Below are 18,913 nucleotides of genomic sequence, written 5' to 3' on the forward strand. Positions count from 1 at the left end.
TGTTCTGTTAATATTTCCCTATTAATAATAAGGTTATAAATAACAATGTTAGATAACATTTTTGGTATTTTAGATAAGTTAGGCTCAGGAACACAAAAACGTGCCATCAATGCACAATTTTCAAATTCACAACTCAATTCTCAAATCATGTTGCAACGCATTGATGGCTTTCATGGCATCAATGAGGGATTGTCAGCAGAACTGATCTGCCTATCAACGAATCCATTCATAGAGTTAAAACAATTCATAGGTTGCCAAGTCGCTATTGATCAGGTAACTGATTCAGGAAAGTTATTTAGAACGACTGGCATTATTACTGGTGCTTCACAGGGACAATCCGATGGTGCTTTGAGTCTTTATCGTTTAACCATGCAAGACCCAACAAGTTTATGGCATAAACGACGTAATAGTCGTGTGTTTATGAATAAGAATGTTATTGAAATTATTGAAGTAATTTTCAAAGAATGGCAATCGAAAAGTGCCTTATTTACTTCAAGCCTGAAATTAGACACCAGTGGCTTAACTAAGGCTTACGATATTCGCCCATTTTCAATGCAGTCGAACGAAAGCGATTATGTATATTTAACCCGATTAATGCGTGAAGAATCAATAAATTGGCTGATTGATGAGTCTAAATATATTGTTTCAAGTAGCAATGAAAGCATTGAACCGCAAAAGCTTAGATTAATTGATGATAATAATCAATTTAAAGCGATTGAACGCAGAACTATACGCTACCATCGTTCAAATGCGACAGAAAGATATGACAGCATCACCAGCTTTATCGCAGAACGTAGTCTACAGCCAACAGCTATCCATGTGCAACGCTGGCAACCTGATAGCTTAAGTCAAGAGGATGCTAGTGGTTCAGTGCTAAGTACACATAAACACAGTTCAAATCGAGACAATGAAAGCTTGAGCCTTGAACAAGCATGGAGTGTATCGCCCGCATGGATCAGTGATCTCAAAGATGAAGATCAAGCAACAAAATCAGGCAATAGCCAATTAGAAAAGCTCAACAAACAGCTTAACCAATATCAAGCCTTACAAGCCAAATACTTCACAGCACAAAGTAGTGTACGAGATACCCAAGTTGGGTATTGGTTTCAACTTGTTGATCATCCAGAACTTGAGAAAAATCATAGTTCGAATGATCGTGAGTTTTTGATACTGAATAAGCACTATTACAATCAAAATAACCTTCCTAAAGATATGAAGGACCAATTGGAAAAATTGCTTACACTCAGTCATTGGGAAATCAGTAAAGACAGCGAGCAAGAACGTCAAGCCAATGATTTAATGGTTGTACGTCGAAGTATTGTAGTTATTCCTGAATATGATCTACTACAACATCGGCCCACCGCTCATGTGCAACGTGCCAAAGTCACTACAGATGGTGAAGAAATCCATGTCGATGAATGGGGGCGTATTAAAGTCCGATTCTTATTTACCCGCTCAGATGATCATAGCCATGATGGTGGTGCAGGTTCCAATGATAATGATACAGATTCAGCGTGGGTAGATGTGCTTACCCCTTGGGCGGGGGAAGGTTATGGTGCTCGTTTTTTACCACGAAAAGACGAAATTGTGGTAATCGACTTCTTTGATGGCAATATTGACCGTCCATTTGTGACAGGGCGTATCCATGAAGCACAACGGAATCCGACTAAGTTCGATATTAAAGGAAAATTACCTGATACTAAAAAACTGAGTGGTATTCGATCAAAAGAAGTTTCAGGGGAAGGCTTTGGGCAGCTTAGATTTGATGATACAACTGGACAACTCAGTACACAGCTACAATCGAGCCATGGTGCTAGTCAGTTAAATTTGGGGAATTTAAGTCATCCTAAAGAAATGGCAGAAAGTGATGGCCGTGGTGAAGGGTTTGAGTTAAGGACGGATCAGTGGGGTAGTATACGTGCGCCTAAAGGGATTCTGATCACAACGGAAAAAGATATTAACGCCAATGGAAATCAACTTGATCGTTCTAATTTACAACAGAATATTGAGAAATTTTTAGGTACAAATTCAGCAATAAAGGATGCAGCAAAAGGACACCAAACAACCGAACCTGAATTAGAACTTCAAGAATCTCTAAAAAGTGAACTGCCTAACTGGAATGAATCAGACACGACACCATACGTTGCAATTGATGCAAAAGATTCCATCATCCTTGATGCTGATAAAGGGATTGTCGCTCAAGCTAAAGCAAACATTGATATTAGTTCAGAACGTAATGTTCAAATTTTTTCAGGTCGAGGTTTCTTTGCCAGTGTTTTGGACAAAATTTCACTTTTTGCAAAAGCCGCTGGTATTAAAATTAAAGCTGGACAAGGACCAATAGAAATAGAAGCACAGGCTGATTCAATGAAAATTGCATCACAAGAACTGCTGCATGTTTATGCAATTAATGATTTCGTTAAAGTTGAAAGTGGTAAAGGAATTTTACTCGCTTCTGGTGGTGGTTATATCAAAATTGAAGGTGGCAATATAGATATTGTTTGCCCTGGGACAATGTCTTTAAAAGCTGGACAAATCAAGACGATGCCAGGTGCTACGATAGGATCTGATCTAGCTGCGATGCCAAAATTGCAAATGGAATATGACGAGCTTTTTGTATTGCGTAATAAAGCTGGTAAAGCAATGTCCAATATGAAATATAAAATAAAAACAGAAGATGGCAAAATGATTGAAGGGATAACCGATTCTCAAGGGAGAACAGAGAAGATTACTTCACTCACTATGACAAAAGCTGTTATTTCATTATTAGGATATGTAGATGAATAAAATATATGCTTCTTTATTATTAACTGCATGTGTATTCAATACGGACTATGCATCTGCACAATCAGGAATAAAAAATACTGGATATAACATGATAAACTTAGAAAAAACTAAAACTTATTGTATAGGGCGTTATGCTGTAGATATTCCTACAGAAGCTAATCCATTAAATAGATATGATCAATATGACTCTTTTATTATTAAAGTATCTGATAATGCTACACGCCAAGATTTTGATGCGGCCATTCATAAAGTGAGAAAGGAATATTCTGAAGGCGATTGGTCTATAATTGAAGATCCTCAAGAACATAAAATAGAAGGTCGGGTCACTAAAACGCTTAAAGGGAAAACATCAAAAGATAAAGGTGACCCCATTTCGGTCTTCGGTTTTGTACTTGATAAAAAGACCTTGTTTTTAATTGAGGGGAATCATAGTGATATGCCTAAATGGACTGAAGATAGTAATGAAGCTATGAAGCATTTAATTAATAATTTACGTTATCGCCCTGAACATGAAATTCCTAAAGAAATTGGCCAATGTATTTATAAAGGATTTATTAAAGATAATGATCAAAAATTTAGACACAGTAAACAAAAAATGGGCTTTGACTTTAAAAACTATCCAAGTGTGGTGTTACGTTTTGATAGTGAAACAAATTCAAAGGAAATTGCACAACTTATTCCTAGGATCGAAAGTAAGTTAAGCCAAGTTGGACAAAGTCAACGGCAAATGAATAAAGATAATATACGAAAAGGTGAAAAGAACACAGCACAGCTAAATGCTCAAGAGTGGATTTCTGTTGAGAAAATGAAGGGTAAGAACGGAATTAGCGCATTATGGGAACATACAGGAACTGCACGTAATAATAAAGATCCTTTAATTGGTTTAGAGGTGGATACATCATATTCATCTTTCGGGAATAAGACTAGTAGCTTAGAGCAAGCTGATGCTTTAAAGCTGTATGAATCGATTATAAAAACAATTCGTAAATTTTGAGAAGAATAATGTCAAATAATGTACATCGTCATGAAGCATATGAAACAATTCATCAATCAGGAAAGACTTCCTATGTTTCACAGACAACACCAAATAGTGTTAATACTGAGTGTGAAATCCCTGCTCCTGTCAAATATGTGGTACCGATTATTTTTATCCCAGGGATTATGGGGTCAAATATCAAAGATACCAATAAAAAGAAAGTTTGGTACCCAGGTGTTTCTACCCTAATTGAATATAGTAAAAGAGATGCGAAAGAACGACAAATTGACCTAAACCCGAAAACGACCGAAGTAGGTTATGATGGTGATATTAAAATAAATAAAAAGAAAGCTCCTCATATGACTGAAGAAATTGCTAGAGCGCGAGGCTGGGGTTCAGTAATAACAATAGGCTATTCCAAAGTGTTAATCTATTTGGAAAGCCAATTAAATAACCCATTTAAAAGTGTAAAAGAGCAAAAGGAAGATAAATTTAACGGCACGGATGAATGGGCGAAAATTGTACAGCCTGGAAATAAGGAAACAAAAAAAGTATTCAAAAATTGGTCGAGTAGCAAAACAATAGAGTTATTAAGTTTAGAACAACATGAAGAACTTGCGGATTATGCATTTCCTGTATTTGCCTGTGGTTACAATTGGCTAGATACTAATTTAAGCTCTGCTGATAAAGTTGCAGATCGCCTCAATAATGAAGTTATGGCGCAAATTAAAAAAGAATTTCCTACTGCTAAATTTAAAAAATTCATTATTGTAACCCATTCGATGGGTGGACTGGTAACACGTGCATTGATTCAAAATGAAAAGGTTAAAGATAAAATTGCTGGGGTAGTACATGGGGTGATGCCAGCCAGCGGTGCGCCAGCAGTTTATCAACGTTTAACCGTAGGCTGGGATGGTTGGAAGGCCTCGACAGGATTATTGAATAGTATAAAAGCTTGGGCGACTAAATTTATGTTTGGGGATACCTCTGAACGACTTACTGCTACATTGGCAAGTGCACCTGGTGGCTTGGAATTATTGCCATTTGCTAATTATTCAAATGCTGTAGATTTCCCAAAAAACCCTAAAGCGTGGATGTTAATCAAAGCAAAAACACCTACAGGTGAAATTACAGCTTCACTACCACAAACCATTGATCCTTATACTGAAATTTACAAAAGAAAAGATAGTTGGTGGGCATTAATGAATCCTGAGTTTATTGATCCTGCTGGATTACTTGCTATAGAGGCCCAAGAGAAAAAATTAGAAAGTATTTTTGATGTTTATAAACTAACTGTTAATAAAGTAAAAAAATTACATGATCATATTATTGACACTTATCATACTAATACCTATGCACATTACGGAGCAGATGAAGACCATCAATCTTTTGGTCAAGTGGTCTGGCGTTGTAAGGAAGTGTTAAACATTCGCTCAGAAAATGAATTGATTGAACTCATAAGCTTGTATGGCAAGAAAAAATTAATTGAGTTTCCAGATATAAAAGATCGAAGTGACATCAAAGAAGGTGATATAAATAGCATTCCCGAAAATGATGCAGATTTAACCATTAAAGGGACGAAAATGCACAATTTACAAGATAATGCTTATAAGGAGGATGGTGTAAGAGAAATTTTATTAGATGAAAAATCAAGAATATCTAAAACTAATAAAGCAACATTCTATTTAGATTTAAAACCAACCTCACGTGGTGATGGTACTGTATGTTATCAATCTGGACAGGATGTTCGAGCAAGTACTAGAACTCTAAAAGAGACATTTGTTATTAATGGGTATGAACATTCTGCTAGCTATGATAATGCGGATGTTCAATTAAATACAATATATTGCATTGCAAATATTGTTGATATAATCAAGAAGTCCTGTTAGTGGCAACGTAAATATTTAGAACTTTCATGAATTTATAGACTAAATCAAGTAAGCATCTTGCCTATAGTAGTTCAAAGTATGTACTTCTTAATCAAGTTGCTTTTTTTGTGATTAGACTAAATTGAACGCTAGTATTAATGGAATGACATAGAGCCCGATAAGTCAAATTGGACTCTATAAAAATTCCTCAAATATATTTTTTACTCAGAGTAAACTAGATATGCTGTGCGGAAATTACCTATAGTGTCGAATAATACTGAATATCCCAAATGAAAGCTATCAAACGCGATACATATGTTCAAAAATGGTTTGGCATCCACTAATAAAAATTGGTGTAAGGATAAAAAAAACTTTAAATATAATTCCATTTTTCATCTTTTATGATTCCTACAAATAATTATACTATGGGGAAAGTCCTCCTTTATACTATGGGGAAGTCCTCCTTCAAAGCAATAGTGTTAACAAAAAATTATCTACAAAAGTCTGTTTTTACTTGATCATTACAGACTGTTAAACAAAGTAAATAAGATTTGTGATAGACATATACGTATAAGTGGCATAACTATTGAGTGGAATACGCAATTAATTTACATGCAATTATATTTCAATAAAAATTGAACGTTTTTTTGAGAAGTATTATTCATCTAGAGCCTGTAAATTATTTTCTGTACGTTTCTGCTAATCTAGAGTTTTTTAACTTGCGTGGTACGTTAGGAATAGGAATGGCTGGTACACAACGAACAAGGATAGTTGGTCGGTTTATCCAGTATTTTGCAGTTTTGTGAAGAAAACTATATTTATTTGAATTATCCAACTCTATAACTAGAATAGACTAGGATATTTGAAACAATGATATGTAATTATTAGATTGAATCAGAGCCTCTTTTAAGATTATCTGATAGTAATTATGACCTTTATGTTGCTTGTCTGAACTACAAGTTTCTAAAATAGTTTGCTAAATAGTTGGTAATGATATTCCATTATTTAATGAGGCTTGGATAGAGTTGGTTAACTCTATAACAACATCACTAGATTTATCTTTAAATCTTTGAAATAAATCTAATTCTGTATAGTGTGAATTTATAATTGTATAAAGTGGAATCGGAATGTTATTAACATTATCAACTTTGAAATTTATGTCAATATTATTTAAAGAAATAACATTAAGTTCGACAAATAAATATTGATTATTAGGAAGTAAATCAATATACAGATTAAGAAAAATATGTTGGTTATTGTTAATCCATCGAACAAGTTTTTTTGAATTACACTCAGTACAAGAAGGGATCAAGTTGCTGGGATGCGCTGAAAATTCAGGAAATAAATCTTTAGGGATAAAGTGATCTAAGCTATTAACAGTACAATATTGGCAAGTAGCTTGATAAGTTGAAGATATATCAGTTGAGATCTGGCGCCTAAATTTTGTCAGTACACTATTTTTATAGGAATATAAACTTAAAAGATCAGCTTCTTCTATACTAGATAAAAATAGCTTAGTAAGTGATGATAATGTATTAGTACTAAGTTTGCTATCGTAGTTAGAATATGTAGGATCAACTTTGGTGATCAAATTTAGAAGCCTATTTTTTCGATCTGAGTCATCTGTTGTGTTTCTTTTGGAAGATACAACTAGACGCATAAAATCAATAGAGCTTAAAGAGAGATTATTTTTTAAGTTTTTCATCGAAAAGGCTTTTTAAATATAAATTGACATTTAAACTAACTTCAGTATTTGGTGATTGAATTTCTTGTAAGATTCTATCGTAAGATAACCCTGAAGAAACTAATTTTTTGAGTTGAATTTTAAAATAATCTGGAACATCTCTATTACCAAAAATCTCATTCGTGATTACTGTTAAATTTTCACCAAAAGTTTCCGAATTTGGTTTTCTAACATATAGATTATTTTGCTCCTTTTCCAATATATAAACATTTTTAGCTAACATCTCTTGTACTACTAATGGAGAGTGAGTGGCAATTAGACAAAATGATTCAAATTCCTGTGTGAGTGTATAAAGTGTATTTGTTAGTTGTGAAATAGCATTAGGATGTAAATGAGTTTCAGGTTCATCATATATAATCAAACTATCGTATCTGATATTTTTTATAATTTCGGTAATAATGTTAAGTAAAATATTCTGTCCTGAGCTAAGAATTTTTAATGTATCACTAATTTTCGTTAAATTAATATTTCTAATCTGAGAATCATTTTCTGATATTAAGTTTCGAACAATGTCTTCATCTAAAAATGTAGAAATGGTTTTTAACCATTTTTTTGTGCGATTAGCTTCTTGAACTTTTCTACATGATTGAATTAACCGAGTAGTCAAATCTTCTTTTGTTAGCAATTTCCCACTATCATCTCTCAAGCTACAACTTATATAGTTAAAGTCAAAGTCGGGTTTAGGTAGAGTAAAATTATCAAAAATACTATAAGATACAGCGATAATTTTCCCAAATTGAGGTAGTTTGGGATAAAAAAATTCTTGATTTTTTTGTGATAATTCAAGGGGAAGTTTAGAAAGTAGCTGAGTTTTTCCACATCCATTTTTACCAATAAGTGTTATTATTCGATTAGATATCCAAGAATCCTCATCAAAGTCAAATTCTATATCTGTAAATTTTTCATCATATTTGGGTTTAAATTTAAAAGTAAATTTATATAAATTTTCTAGGTCATATTTATTTATTTCTAATTTTGCACGACGTATAAGTCGCTCTTGTTCGTTATCTCTTATAATTGATTTTTTAAAATTATCATCATTTTCAAAAAACTCTAAAGTATCATGAAAAAAAGAACAATCTTTTAAAGCTCTTAATTTTGAGTAAAATAAGTCACCAAATATTTTTTTCAGGTTTTCATAATAAGATATATCCTCACCAATTGAACAGTAATCATCTAACTCAGTAAATGTATTTGGAATTACTTGTATTGTATTGAAATCATTTTTTTTGATAATTTTTAGGCGACCAATATGTACTTTATTATCATTTTCTGGAAAGTAATCTAAGAAAAAATTTGAATAGTTCCCAAAATCATTAAAATTTATATTGCTTAGAATAAAACAAGGGTAACCTATTATTTGATAATTAATAGTAGTGTTGTCTAGATGAAATAGTATTTTGTTTTTTGGAATGTTTCTTATATAATCGCTGCATTCACTGTTTTGAACTAATCTATAAATGGGTAATTTTGTGGTTGGTTTGTAATCCCATACCTGAAAAATAAAATTATCTTTTTTAGTTAAATCTTCAATAGAGTTACAATATTCAATTATTTCTTCGTTTGAAATTCTTACTTCAGGTGAAATAATTTTTGTAATAAATTTTATGAAATTATTGTTATCATTAGTAAAGTCAAACTTAATTTTAAGTAGCTTATGTATGGCATAAAATTTAATTTGAATGAATACTAACTCATTATGCTTTAGAAAAAATAGGTACAATTTTTAAGTTCATAAATTTACAGGAGAATTTTGTTACTTATGGGCCTGTTTGTTCGGAAACGTAGAAATTTGTTGGAAGTTGATAAGAGAGAACCGTTATACTTCGATCATTTCGAATATTTTTTATAAAAATCAAATGTACTAGAAATAAGTTAAATTGGAACAGCATGGAAACACGTGATATTGTCAATGCCCCTGAAGTTAAAAAAACAATTGTAGAGCGTAGTCAACGCCGTAAAGATGATCCAGAAATTACTCAGTGGTTTGAAAAAAAATTCTTTGAATATGTGATTAAACAATTCAATCCAGTTTTTTATGTAAATTCGGTTTCTGCTTGGAAAATTTGTCAACTTCCGCAGCCTATTCCTACATGGTTTTTGAACAAGCTTGAACAACAGCCAGAACATCAGATGTTGTATGTTGATCCTTTACATGAACAGATTTTGGAGCTGGAAAAGCCCATTTTAGAGTTTTTTAATTCGCGTTTAAAAAGCAATTTAAAAGGTAAATTCATGAAAATGACCTATGAGCAAGTGTTAGACGCTTGGCATAAAGATCATGAAGCAATGAAAAAGCGTTTAGAAAAAGGGCAATGGGACAGCAGTGAGCAGGCAATTGATGAAGTTTTAACTGTAAATACAGGCAAGTTTATTGAAATTACGGCAATAGGAATGTTGTTGCGTAAGGAAATGGCTTTTGAATCACGTTATATGCAGCACTGTTTAGGGCAGTTTAGCAACCTGATTGAATTGAAAGATGGCTATGGTGAATACTATGTAACGCAAAAAGAGCAGGGAATATTTCGTTATTTTAGCTTAAGGGATTCAAGCAATAAGCCACATGTTACCATCAGTTTAGAATGGGATGGTGAAGTGTGGTGTATTGAGCAGATTAAAGGTAAGCAGAATCAAGCACCAGTTAAAAAATATACAGATGATGTCTTATTATTTTTAAATCATATTCTACCAAATAATAATCATAACCCAGATTGTTTAAGCATGGGGATCGTCTATGAACCTGAGATAAATGAGGGTTCAACGGATCATGTCAATCAAGCCTTGTATTTCTATTTTCATGAATTGGATGATCCTTGTAAAATTGAAACGTTATTGATGAAAAATCAACATTTATTGGAACAATATGATCATCAAACCCATGTGATTCAGCATCTTTTGCTGGGACTAAATCGTCCAGAACATATCAGGCACCCATCAGAAAAATATATAGAAGAGATCGTTGCTTATACAAATCAACAGCAAGCTGAGAAAAAATTTGATTTAAAGGTTGAGTTAAGTCAAGCAAAGTCAAACAAATCGCTGTGGAGCGTGATCTTTAAGCCTTATTTCTGGTTGATTCAGACTTTATATGGTTTAAGCAAGATTCCATTGCTTGGTTGGATGATTAAAATTATCGTCTTTATCATTGCTTTGCCTTGGATGCTGTTAAATTTAAAGCAGGACAATCGTAAGCAATGGATGCTTGCAACTGGTGATCTGATTTATTTCCGTAATCATATTCAATGGTATCAGGTGGATAACTTAACTTTAGCGCATTTTGAACAGCATCCAGAAATATATAAAAAACATTTAAATCAATTGTTAAATATCAAACAGAAAAAAGCAGGCTCTAAAGAGAAACAGATTCGTTATTTTTTAAATCAATATTTTCAAATCGCTCAATTAGAAAATCTTTATTCAAGTAGTGAATTTGGTACTGCAAGTTATTTAAGAGATATTTTGGTGTTTAGCCATATTCAAAAAATATTTACTATACGGTTATTGGTGCAGTTCTATGAATTACAGGAATATGATGCATGGCAATATATTGTTGCTTCATCGAAGATTATTCAAGACTGTTGTTCTAGCTGGCAGGATATGGGCGAGAAATATGTCGCAGGGCGTGAGCTGTATTTGATGTTTAAACATTCAGATTTTGAAAATTATGATCGCTCTGCAAAGCAAGACTTACACTTATATCAATCCATATATCCAAATAATTGGTCACTTTATTCATGGAATATTGATTTATTCTCAACCCATAATAAAAACAAAGTAGCTGAATGATGATTAAATCTGAATATACCCATGAAGTATTTCGTAAAGATATCCATTGTCCGCAAGGTTTATTGGAAAATAAAAACTATGCAGAATTGGAAAATTTTTTCAATGTGTTATGGCAAAGTCGAAGTTATAAATCGCTGCAGCTTTGGGAAAATGAATGGTTTGATCAGCCCAAACAAATGTTTAAGGACATATTCTTAAATCACGGCATAACAGCATTAAAACATATCAATGAATGGCATTTGGCTTTTCCAGAAAGCTTTTTCCCTTATATTGTTCGTGTGCGTTATTGGGCTTTTTGGGCAGCTGAATATCGTGGGCAAGAATGGTCAAGCAATGTTACAGATGAAATGTGGGATTGTGCAAGAGAGGCGCAAAAGCAGTTGTATGCTTCTGCAATGCAAGCTTTTGCATTTAGTGCGGAGACATGGACAATTGCACTGCATTTATTAAATTCGGCAGTTCACTTGGATGAACCTGAATGGTTTGCAGAGTGGATGCTTAAGCGTCGATATCCTTCAAATTTAGTCCATAAAATAAAACCTTCAGCCCAAGCAATGGCGCAAAAAAGTGGCTTAAATCAAGATTTAAAAATTGATTTACCCCAAGATGTGCCTCAACTTTTACAAAAATATCTAAATTTGAAAGAAGAAATTGATTTACCTCAAGCAGATGCCGCTTTTTGGTTAAAAATATTTATAGAAGAATCAGGTTTTGGCTTGCTTGCAGTAAGAGATTATTGCTGGTATCTCTTGCCACGATGGGGACATGATCATCAGGCCATTATTGATTTTGCTCAGTCGGATTGGTGTCAACATTTTAGCGAAATCGAAAAAAGTGAATTAAATTATATCGTGTGGTTTGATACGCTTGATACAAGTTTTGATAAAGATCAGACACTTGAAATAAAAAAATATATCCAAAAAGCCCAAGCAATCTTAAAACGACCTTTAACGGAACGTAATCGAGCAGTCATCTATTTAAAATTGGCATATTTCTATTATCTGTTAGATGAAAATGATCCAAGAATTTTATCTTGTTATCAACATGCTGCAGATTATCCCGTATTCGATGAGTATGAGCTTGATCGCGCAATTTATTTTTGGCGACATAATGCTCAAGATTCAGATTTTCTAGGCCGAATTGCATTGTCCAATCGGAAGCGTCTTGCCAGTGCTGCGGTTCTTTATGGTTTTCTATGCCAACATGGTTGGTCTAGTGTTGAAAAAAATCCATTGGTTGCTCAATCTTGGTACGAACAGGCAAAATTATTAGAAGCACCAAAAGCTTATCCTGAAGGGCGCTACTGTTGTTTTTTCCGTGTCGCAAACAATTTTGATGATGATCACGGCTATATTTTTATCATTGATTTATTACATCAAGGTGCAGATTTAGGCTTTGTATATTGTTGTTTTAGTGCAGGTTATATTCATTCTTTGGCTGAACATGCCTTATATGATGTGAATCAAGAACTATATTATGCAAAAAAAGCAGCAGACCAAGGTCATTATATTGCCATGTATAATATGGGCATACACTATCTAAATTTAAGTATGGATGAAAACCAATCTCAACCTAAAGAATATTTAAAAAAGAGCTTAGGGTATTTTGAACAGAGCCGATTAGGCTTAGAGAAGTCGCAACAAGATCATCGTTATATTAATTCTGATTTGCTGAATGATCTGATTGATATTTATGTCACGCGCTTATTTAATTTTAGCTATTATCCTGAAATTGCAGAGCAAATGATTGCAGTTTTAAAAACAAAAGCACATAAACGCCATATTGCTGCAATGTGTGCGATAGCAAGACTACATTTTGATCTTAAAAATCGACCTCATTATTATGACTATGCTGAAGCAGTTAAGTGGTGTCAGGCGGCTTATCTACAAGATCCAGAGCATGACCTTGTCAAAGAGATTTTATATGAAATCATGGGAAATACCAAGCGCAGTATCAAAAAGTATAACCAAACAATTACCAATATTACTGCTTCAGACATACCTGGACGCCAAGATGTTTTAATTTAGTTGATTTCTATTGATTTATTATTAACACATAAAGTCTAAGGATTTGATCCCTCTAAATTTAGAGTATCAAAATAAGGGCATAAAGCGCATGACATTTAGAAGGGTGAGCGGATTCTAATGTCATGATTTATTTTTAAATTATTCAATAAATTTGATTTGTTTAATGAAGTAAAAAGATTCATCTGCACTAGGACCAGCAACTCGATCTGCATTTTTTTCAAATTGAATATCTGCTTGGACCTTTTTTTCAATATATTCCTTTTTTAAAATTTGACCGCCTGTTTCTTCATCATGGTCAAACCATTGCCCGCACTTTTGATTGCAATATGCGTAAATGGTTTTACCTTGGGTATTTTTTAACAGCAAACCATTGTCATCAACACCACCGCCATTGGTCAGTATATAGTTTTGTGTTTTAGCATTGGCAAAATGACTGATTGAAATACAGCTAAGAACAAACAATATTTTTTTCATCTTTTCCTCAAAATTTAATAAGACTTTATTGTATATACGCGGATATTTTACAACAAAAGGCATGTATTAAAAGAAAAGGTCTGTAAAAACAGACCTTAAAATGTTGAGCTTAATGATCATGGTGTAAATATTTCGGCTGTTTAGGGAGTTGCATGCTACAGAAAAGACAAATAATCAGCATGACAATCACGTAAACAAAGAAGCTATTCTCATGACCAATATCTTTTAGCTTTAATGCAACGGCAGGAGCAGAACCACCAAAGATTGCATTACCGACTGCATAGGCAAAACCGACTCCCAAGGCTCGAATATGTGGCGGGAACATTTCTGCTTTAACTAAACCACTAATTGAAGTATAGAAACTGAGTAACATCATTAAGAAGATCAGTAATAATGTCACAATAAAAGCTGAACCGCTAAAATACGGCATCGCAATGACCATGACAGGATAGATAAAAATGGCACAGCTGCTACTAAAGAGCATCATTGAAGCACGACGACCGATTCGATCTGCCAGCATCCCGAACAAAGGTTGTGCACACATAAACACAAATAGGGCAATGGTCATCATATAGCCGACCGTTTTGTCGGCAAAACCAAGGCTGGTGATATAGGTTTTTGAATATACTGTGATGATATAAAAACACAATGAACCCGCAGAGGTATAACCAACGACCAGTAGGAAAGTATTCCAGTTCTTGCTGAGTAATTCTTTTAAACTGCCTGAACCTTCTTTTGCACTATCATCTTCAGATAAGGTTTCTTTTAAATGTCGACGCGCAAAGAATGAAAGAATGGCAACGACACCACCAATAACAAATGGAATACGCCAGCCACCGTCCATTAATTGTTCTTTAGACATAAGGGCCAACATAATCACGCCTAAAAGGCTTGCTAAAAGTTGTCCACCCGACAGTGTCACGTACTGAAAAGAGGAATAAAAACCACGTTGACCTTTTAAAGCAACTTCACTCATATAGGTTGCAACTGTACCATACTCACCACCCACTGAAAGTCCTTGTAACAGACGTACAGCCAATAATAGAAATGGTGCTGCCATACCGACTTGATCATAAGTTGGGAGTGCTGCAAATAAAAATGAACTGATTGCCATTAAGGTAATAGAAATGATCATGGATTTTTTACGTCCATAGGTATCGCCAATCCAGCCAAAGAGCCAACTGCCTATGGGGCGCATGAAAAAACTAGCAGCAAAGACGCCCCACACATAAATTGCTTTTGTGGAGTCATCCATATCTGGAGCAGTTAATGCGTGGGTGAAATAGGTTGCGAATGCTGCATAAATATAGAAATCAAACCATTCCACCAAGTTACCAGAAGCAGCCCCAACGATAGCCATGACACGATTACGTTTTTCATGTGGCTGATATATATGTGTTTCAGTCATAGAATATCCTTATTATGCTGCTACGGTTTTTATGTCTTTAAAATGTGAAAAATCAAATTTTTTGCATTTCAAACTGTTTGGATTTTGCATTTTGATTTTAAGATTAAACGATTATACAAATACGGTATTGGTACAAAAAATACACAGCTTAATACAGCTATATCTATAAATTAATGCACGAATGTTCTTGTTTTAATTTGCGTAATATGAGAATTTATTGGTTAATTGCATATTGTAAAAATGAAAAAAATAATTAATTATCAAACTGGGTTTTAGATAGATTTGCTGTATGGGCAAGTTGGAATAGTAATGGTGAATATTTGGAATACACTGTTCCAAAAGGTAAAAAATTATACGCTTGGGAAGGCCAGCAAACAAATCTCAATCTCGTTATTTTGAACAAGGAGAAATTTTTCCAAAAATTGAAAATAGTGATTGGGGTGAAACGATTTGGTATTTAGAAATCACCAATAAGCAACAGTAAAATACTTTAAGATTTAACTGTAAGAAATGGCGCTTTCATAAAGCGAAACTTGGTTATATCCCACAATATGTCATGATAGAAAAATCCCATCGAACTGCATGGGATTTTATGCTGATTGTTAAGTGAATATGCTGATTGTTAAGTGAATATGCTGGTTTATTGACTTTGCGGTGAGTCCTGTACTGGGGTTGGAATGACAGCCTTTGATTGTTGTCGAGTTAAAATCAAGTGTGCGATCATGCCAATACAAATTCCCCAGAAAACCGAACTAAATCCTAAAAAATGCATACCCGATACAGTGGCAAGAAAGGTAATGATGGCAGCATCTCGTTGTGTTTCATCTTTCATTGCAATACCAAGATTGGTGGTAATTGCTCCGAGTAAGGCCAATCCAGCAAGTGCTGCAATTAGTTCTTTGGGAAGTATGCTAAATAGCATCACCAAACTGCCTGCAAATAATCCTCCTAAAATATAGAAGATGCCATTGGCAATACCTGCGATATAGCGTTTTTCTTTCAATTCATGCGAATCTTTACCCGTGCAAAGTGCAGCAGTAATCGCTGCTAACACAATCGTGATTCCACCAGTAAAAGCCACAGCAATAGAGGTGATACTGGCTATGCTTAAAATCGGTTTAGCAGGTGTGTCGTAATGATTCAGTTTGAGAATTGCCATACCCGGCAAGAACTGACCCGTTAAACTGACAATTGTAAGTGGAATTGCAAGGTTTAGTGTAGAAGACCAGGTCCATTCTGGACTGATCAGAACAGGAACTGCCAATGAAAAATCCATTGCTACTGTATTGATTTTTCCAAAGATAAAACTGAGTGCAATACCTGAAAATAATACCCAAATTATGGCATAGCGAGGTGAAAAGCGTTTTGCTAGTAAAAAGCAGATCAGCATACCAAAAACGACATAGGGCATTGTGTCAGTAGCTTTAAACAGACCTAAACCAAACTGGAACAGAATTCCAGCCATCATTCCTGCTGCCAGCCCTTGTGGTATCCATTTTAAAAGTTTGTCAAAAGAACCAGTAATCCCAATGATAAAAATAATGATTGCAGAAGTTATATAGGCTGCAACAACTTCATTCAGAGAAATATGCGGAAATAAAGCCACCAAGAGCGCCGTTCCCGGTGCTGACCATGCGGTAATAATCGGCGTTTTAAACTTAATGGATAAAATGATTCCAGTGATTGCCGCGCCAATAGAGCTCCCCCAGATCCATGATGCCATCATGGTTGAGGAAACATTGGCTTGTTGAGCGGCCTGAAAAAAAATGATCATTGGCCCTGCATAAGAAATCAGTACAGCTAAAAATCCTGCAACTGTCGCTGACAAAGACAAATCTTGTTTTAACGTTTTGAACAGGGATGCCATTGGGCAAAGCCTCCATGCATTGAATTTCAATGATCCTGCTACATAAAAAGGAGACCAGTTTTAACCCTGATCACCACCACCTACAGGAACAATAGTACCTGTCATATAAGAGGATTCATCAGACGCAAGAAATAATATTGCATTGACTTGTTCCTGAATCGAACCATAACGGCCCATAAAAGTGCGATCAATGGTTTGATCTACCACATCTTGCATCCATTGTTTTTCATTTTCGGTCAATGCCATAGTATTACGAGGGACTTTACGTGGAGGTGCTTCTGTACCGCCAGTCGCAACAGCATTAACCCGAATACCATCTTTGGCATGTTCAAATGCAAGTGCTGTGGTTAGACCATTTACACCACCTTTGGAGGCTGAATAGGGCACTCGATGAATCCCACATGTTGCAATAGAAGATACATTAACAATGGTACCTTTCTGATTTTTGATCATTTCGGGCAGGACTGCTCGACAACACCATAAGCTTGGAAATAGTGAGCGATGCACTTCTTTGATGATTTCTTCTTCAGAAAACGTTTGAAACGGTTTCATCCAAATTGCACCGCCGACATTGTTAATCAAAATATCAACACGCTTATAGCGTTCAATAGCTTTAGCAACGACAGCTTGAGCACCCGCTAAAGTTTCCAGATCTGCATTGACGGTGATTGCATCACCGCCATTTTTGTTAATTTCAACAAGCACGTCTTCGACATATTCTGAACGGTCAGCCATAACCACATGCGCACCTTCCGCTGCCACTTGTAGGGCGACACCACGACCAATACCTTGTGCGGCACCAGTAACAATGACAACTTTGTTTTTAAATCTTTGGCGATCTGACATTCTTCTCAGCTCCTGAACAGTACGATTTTAGTTTGCAGAGAATTTCTCAAATAAGAAGTTTGCAGGTTTAATCCCTTCAGTATCCAACCAGCCTCGAACAGCTTCAACCATAGGAACAGGACCACATAAATAAACATCGACGTCACCGCCATTTAGCCAGTCATTGTCAATATGACCTGTCACATAACCTTTGCGTTCATGTGTTGATTCAGCATGTGCAACGACTGTACGGTATTCAAACCATGGCAGTTTATTTTGCAGTTCATTGAGCTTTTCAAGTGCTACAAGGTCAAAATCATTGGTTACTCCAAATACTAAGCGCACAGGGTGTTGTGAGCCTTTGTCTTCAAGCACTTGTAACATCGACATAAATGGTGCAATACCTGTACCGCCTGCCAACATAACGACAGGGCGAACTACATTACGAAGGTAAAAACTTCCAAATGGACCAGTAAAGGTCATTTTGTCGCCCGCTTTGGCATTTGCACTTAAAAAGTCACTCATCTTTCCATTTGGAACATTACGTACCACAAAGCCTGTTAAGCGATTTCCGGGTTTTGAACTGAATGAATAAGAACGCGTTTCAGTGGTTTGTGGAATTGCCACATTGACATACTGACCTGCAAGAAAATGAATATCGGGTTGGCCTTCATCTAATTGAATATCAAAAGTGATGGTGGAATCAGAGAGCTTTTCAACACGAGATAATGTACCTTGAAATGCATGAATTTCGGTTTTGCATACTTCAGATGAAGCTTGAATCTGAAATACGGCATCAGAAGTAGGTCTACATTGGCAGGCCAAGATATAGCCTTGTTCAGCTTCTTCTGGTGTTAAAGCATCCTCAATATAACTTTCTTCAGGCATGTCAAACGAACCAGATTCACAAAAAGCACGACATGTACCGCAGGCACCATCACGGCAATCTAAAGGAATATTGATTTTCTGGCGATATGCTGCATCAGATAAAGTTTCACCTTGTGTAACTGAGATAAAACGCGTTACGCCATCTTCAAATTGAAGAGCAACATTGTGGTTTGACATGGCTGAAAATCCTATAAAAATCTTTAAAACTTTTGAGTGCTTTAGCCAACTTTCCATTTGGCTAAAGCAAACACCTCATATTTTTG

At 35.0% G+C, this 18,913-nt stretch carries 12 protein-coding genes; 5 read left to right on the plus strand and 7 right to left on the minus strand.

Features of this window, described 5'->3' with window-relative positions; all coding sequences use genetic code 11:
* Positions 1–45: 45 nt before the first annotated feature.
* Genes FHR28_RS08715 through FHR28_RS08725 form a run of 3 tightly spaced genes read left to right on the plus strand, consistent with a single transcriptional unit; the run spans position 46 to position 5,652 of the window.
* Complete coding sequence (locus tag FHR28_RS08715; RefSeq protein WP_166782383.1) at positions 46–2,787, plus strand: type VI secretion system Vgr family protein; 2,742 nt, start codon at positions 46–48, stop codon at positions 2,785–2,787.
* Positions 2,780–3,781 (plus strand): T6SS immunity protein Tli4 family protein, encoded by a 1,002-nt coding sequence (locus tag FHR28_RS08720; RefSeq protein ID WP_166782384.1) that lies wholly within the window; start codon positions 2,780–2,782, stop codon positions 3,779–3,781. Before FHR28_RS08715 ends, FHR28_RS08720 begins: the two co-directional genes overlap by 8 nt.
* 8 nt (positions 3,782–3,789) lie before the next feature.
* Complete coding sequence (locus tag FHR28_RS08725) at positions 3,790–5,652, plus strand: esterase/lipase family protein (protein ID WP_166782385.1); 1,863 nt, start codon at positions 3,790–3,792, stop codon at positions 5,650–5,652.
* Between the two features lie 955 nt (positions 5,653–6,607).
* Here FHR28_RS08725 and FHR28_RS08730 read toward each other — a convergent pair.
* Positions 6,608–7,336, minus strand: a complete 729-nt coding sequence (locus tag FHR28_RS08730; protein ID WP_166782386.1) for an HNH endonuclease — start codon at positions 7,334–7,336, stop codon at positions 6,608–6,610.
* Positions 7,317–9,098, minus strand: coding sequence for an AAA family ATPase (locus tag FHR28_RS08735; RefSeq protein ID WP_166782387.1), 1,782 nt, complete (start codon positions 9,096–9,098; stop codon positions 7,317–7,319). Before FHR28_RS08735 ends, FHR28_RS08730 begins: the two co-directional genes overlap by 20 nt.
* Before the next feature lie 167 nt (positions 9,099–9,265).
* On the opposite strand from FHR28_RS08735, the gene FHR28_RS08740 reads away from it, so the two are divergent.
* A complete protein-coding gene (locus FHR28_RS08740; protein WP_228722039.1) occupies positions 9,266–11,161 on the plus strand; it encodes a cytoplasmic protein in 1,896 nt (631 codons plus the stop codon).
* Complete coding sequence (locus tag FHR28_RS08745; protein WP_228722040.1) at positions 11,158–13,188, plus strand: DUF4034 domain-containing protein; 2,031 nt, start codon at positions 11,158–11,160, stop codon at positions 13,186–13,188. The genes FHR28_RS08740 and FHR28_RS08745 overlap by 4 nt, the downstream gene beginning before the upstream one ends.
* Positions 13,189–13,326: 138 nt before the next feature.
* On the opposite strand, the gene FHR28_RS08750 is transcribed toward FHR28_RS08745, so the two are convergent.
* From FHR28_RS08750 to benC, 5 genes are all read right to left on the minus strand, one after another.
* Positions 13,327–13,662: a hypothetical protein gene (locus FHR28_RS08750; protein WP_166782388.1), complete on the minus strand. Its 336-nt coding sequence runs from the start codon at positions 13,660–13,662 to the stop codon at positions 13,327–13,329.
* Between the two features lie 109 nt (positions 13,663–13,771).
* On the minus strand, positions 13,772–15,070 hold the full coding sequence (locus tag FHR28_RS08755; RefSeq protein WP_166782389.1) for an MFS transporter: 1,299 nt from the start codon (positions 15,068–15,070) through the stop codon (positions 13,772–13,774).
* 640 nt (positions 15,071–15,710) lie between these two features.
* Positions 15,711–16,937 carry a benzoate/H(+) symporter BenE gene (gene benE / locus FHR28_RS08760; protein ID WP_166782390.1) on the minus strand — a complete coding sequence of 409 codons (1,227 nt, stop codon included), beginning with the start codon at positions 16,935–16,937 and terminating at the stop codon, positions 15,711–15,713.
* A 60-nt stretch (positions 16,938–16,997) separates the two neighbouring features.
* A complete protein-coding gene (benD, locus tag FHR28_RS08765) occupies positions 16,998–17,783 on the minus strand; it encodes a benzoate diol dehydrogenase BenD (protein ID WP_004719893.1) in 786 nt (261 codons plus the stop codon).
* 27 nt (positions 17,784–17,810) lie between these two features.
* Positions 17,811–18,827, minus strand: coding sequence for a benzoate 1,2-dioxygenase electron transfer component BenC (gene benC, locus FHR28_RS08770; protein ID WP_151803075.1), 1,017 nt, complete (start codon positions 18,825–18,827; stop codon positions 17,811–17,813).
* Between the last annotated feature and the right edge of the window lie 86 nt (positions 18,828–18,913).

The sequence above is a fragment of the Acinetobacter sp. BIGb0196 genome, assembly GCF_011759595.1.
Classification (GTDB): Bacteria; Pseudomonadota; Gammaproteobacteria; order Pseudomonadales; family Moraxellaceae; genus Acinetobacter; species Acinetobacter guillouiae.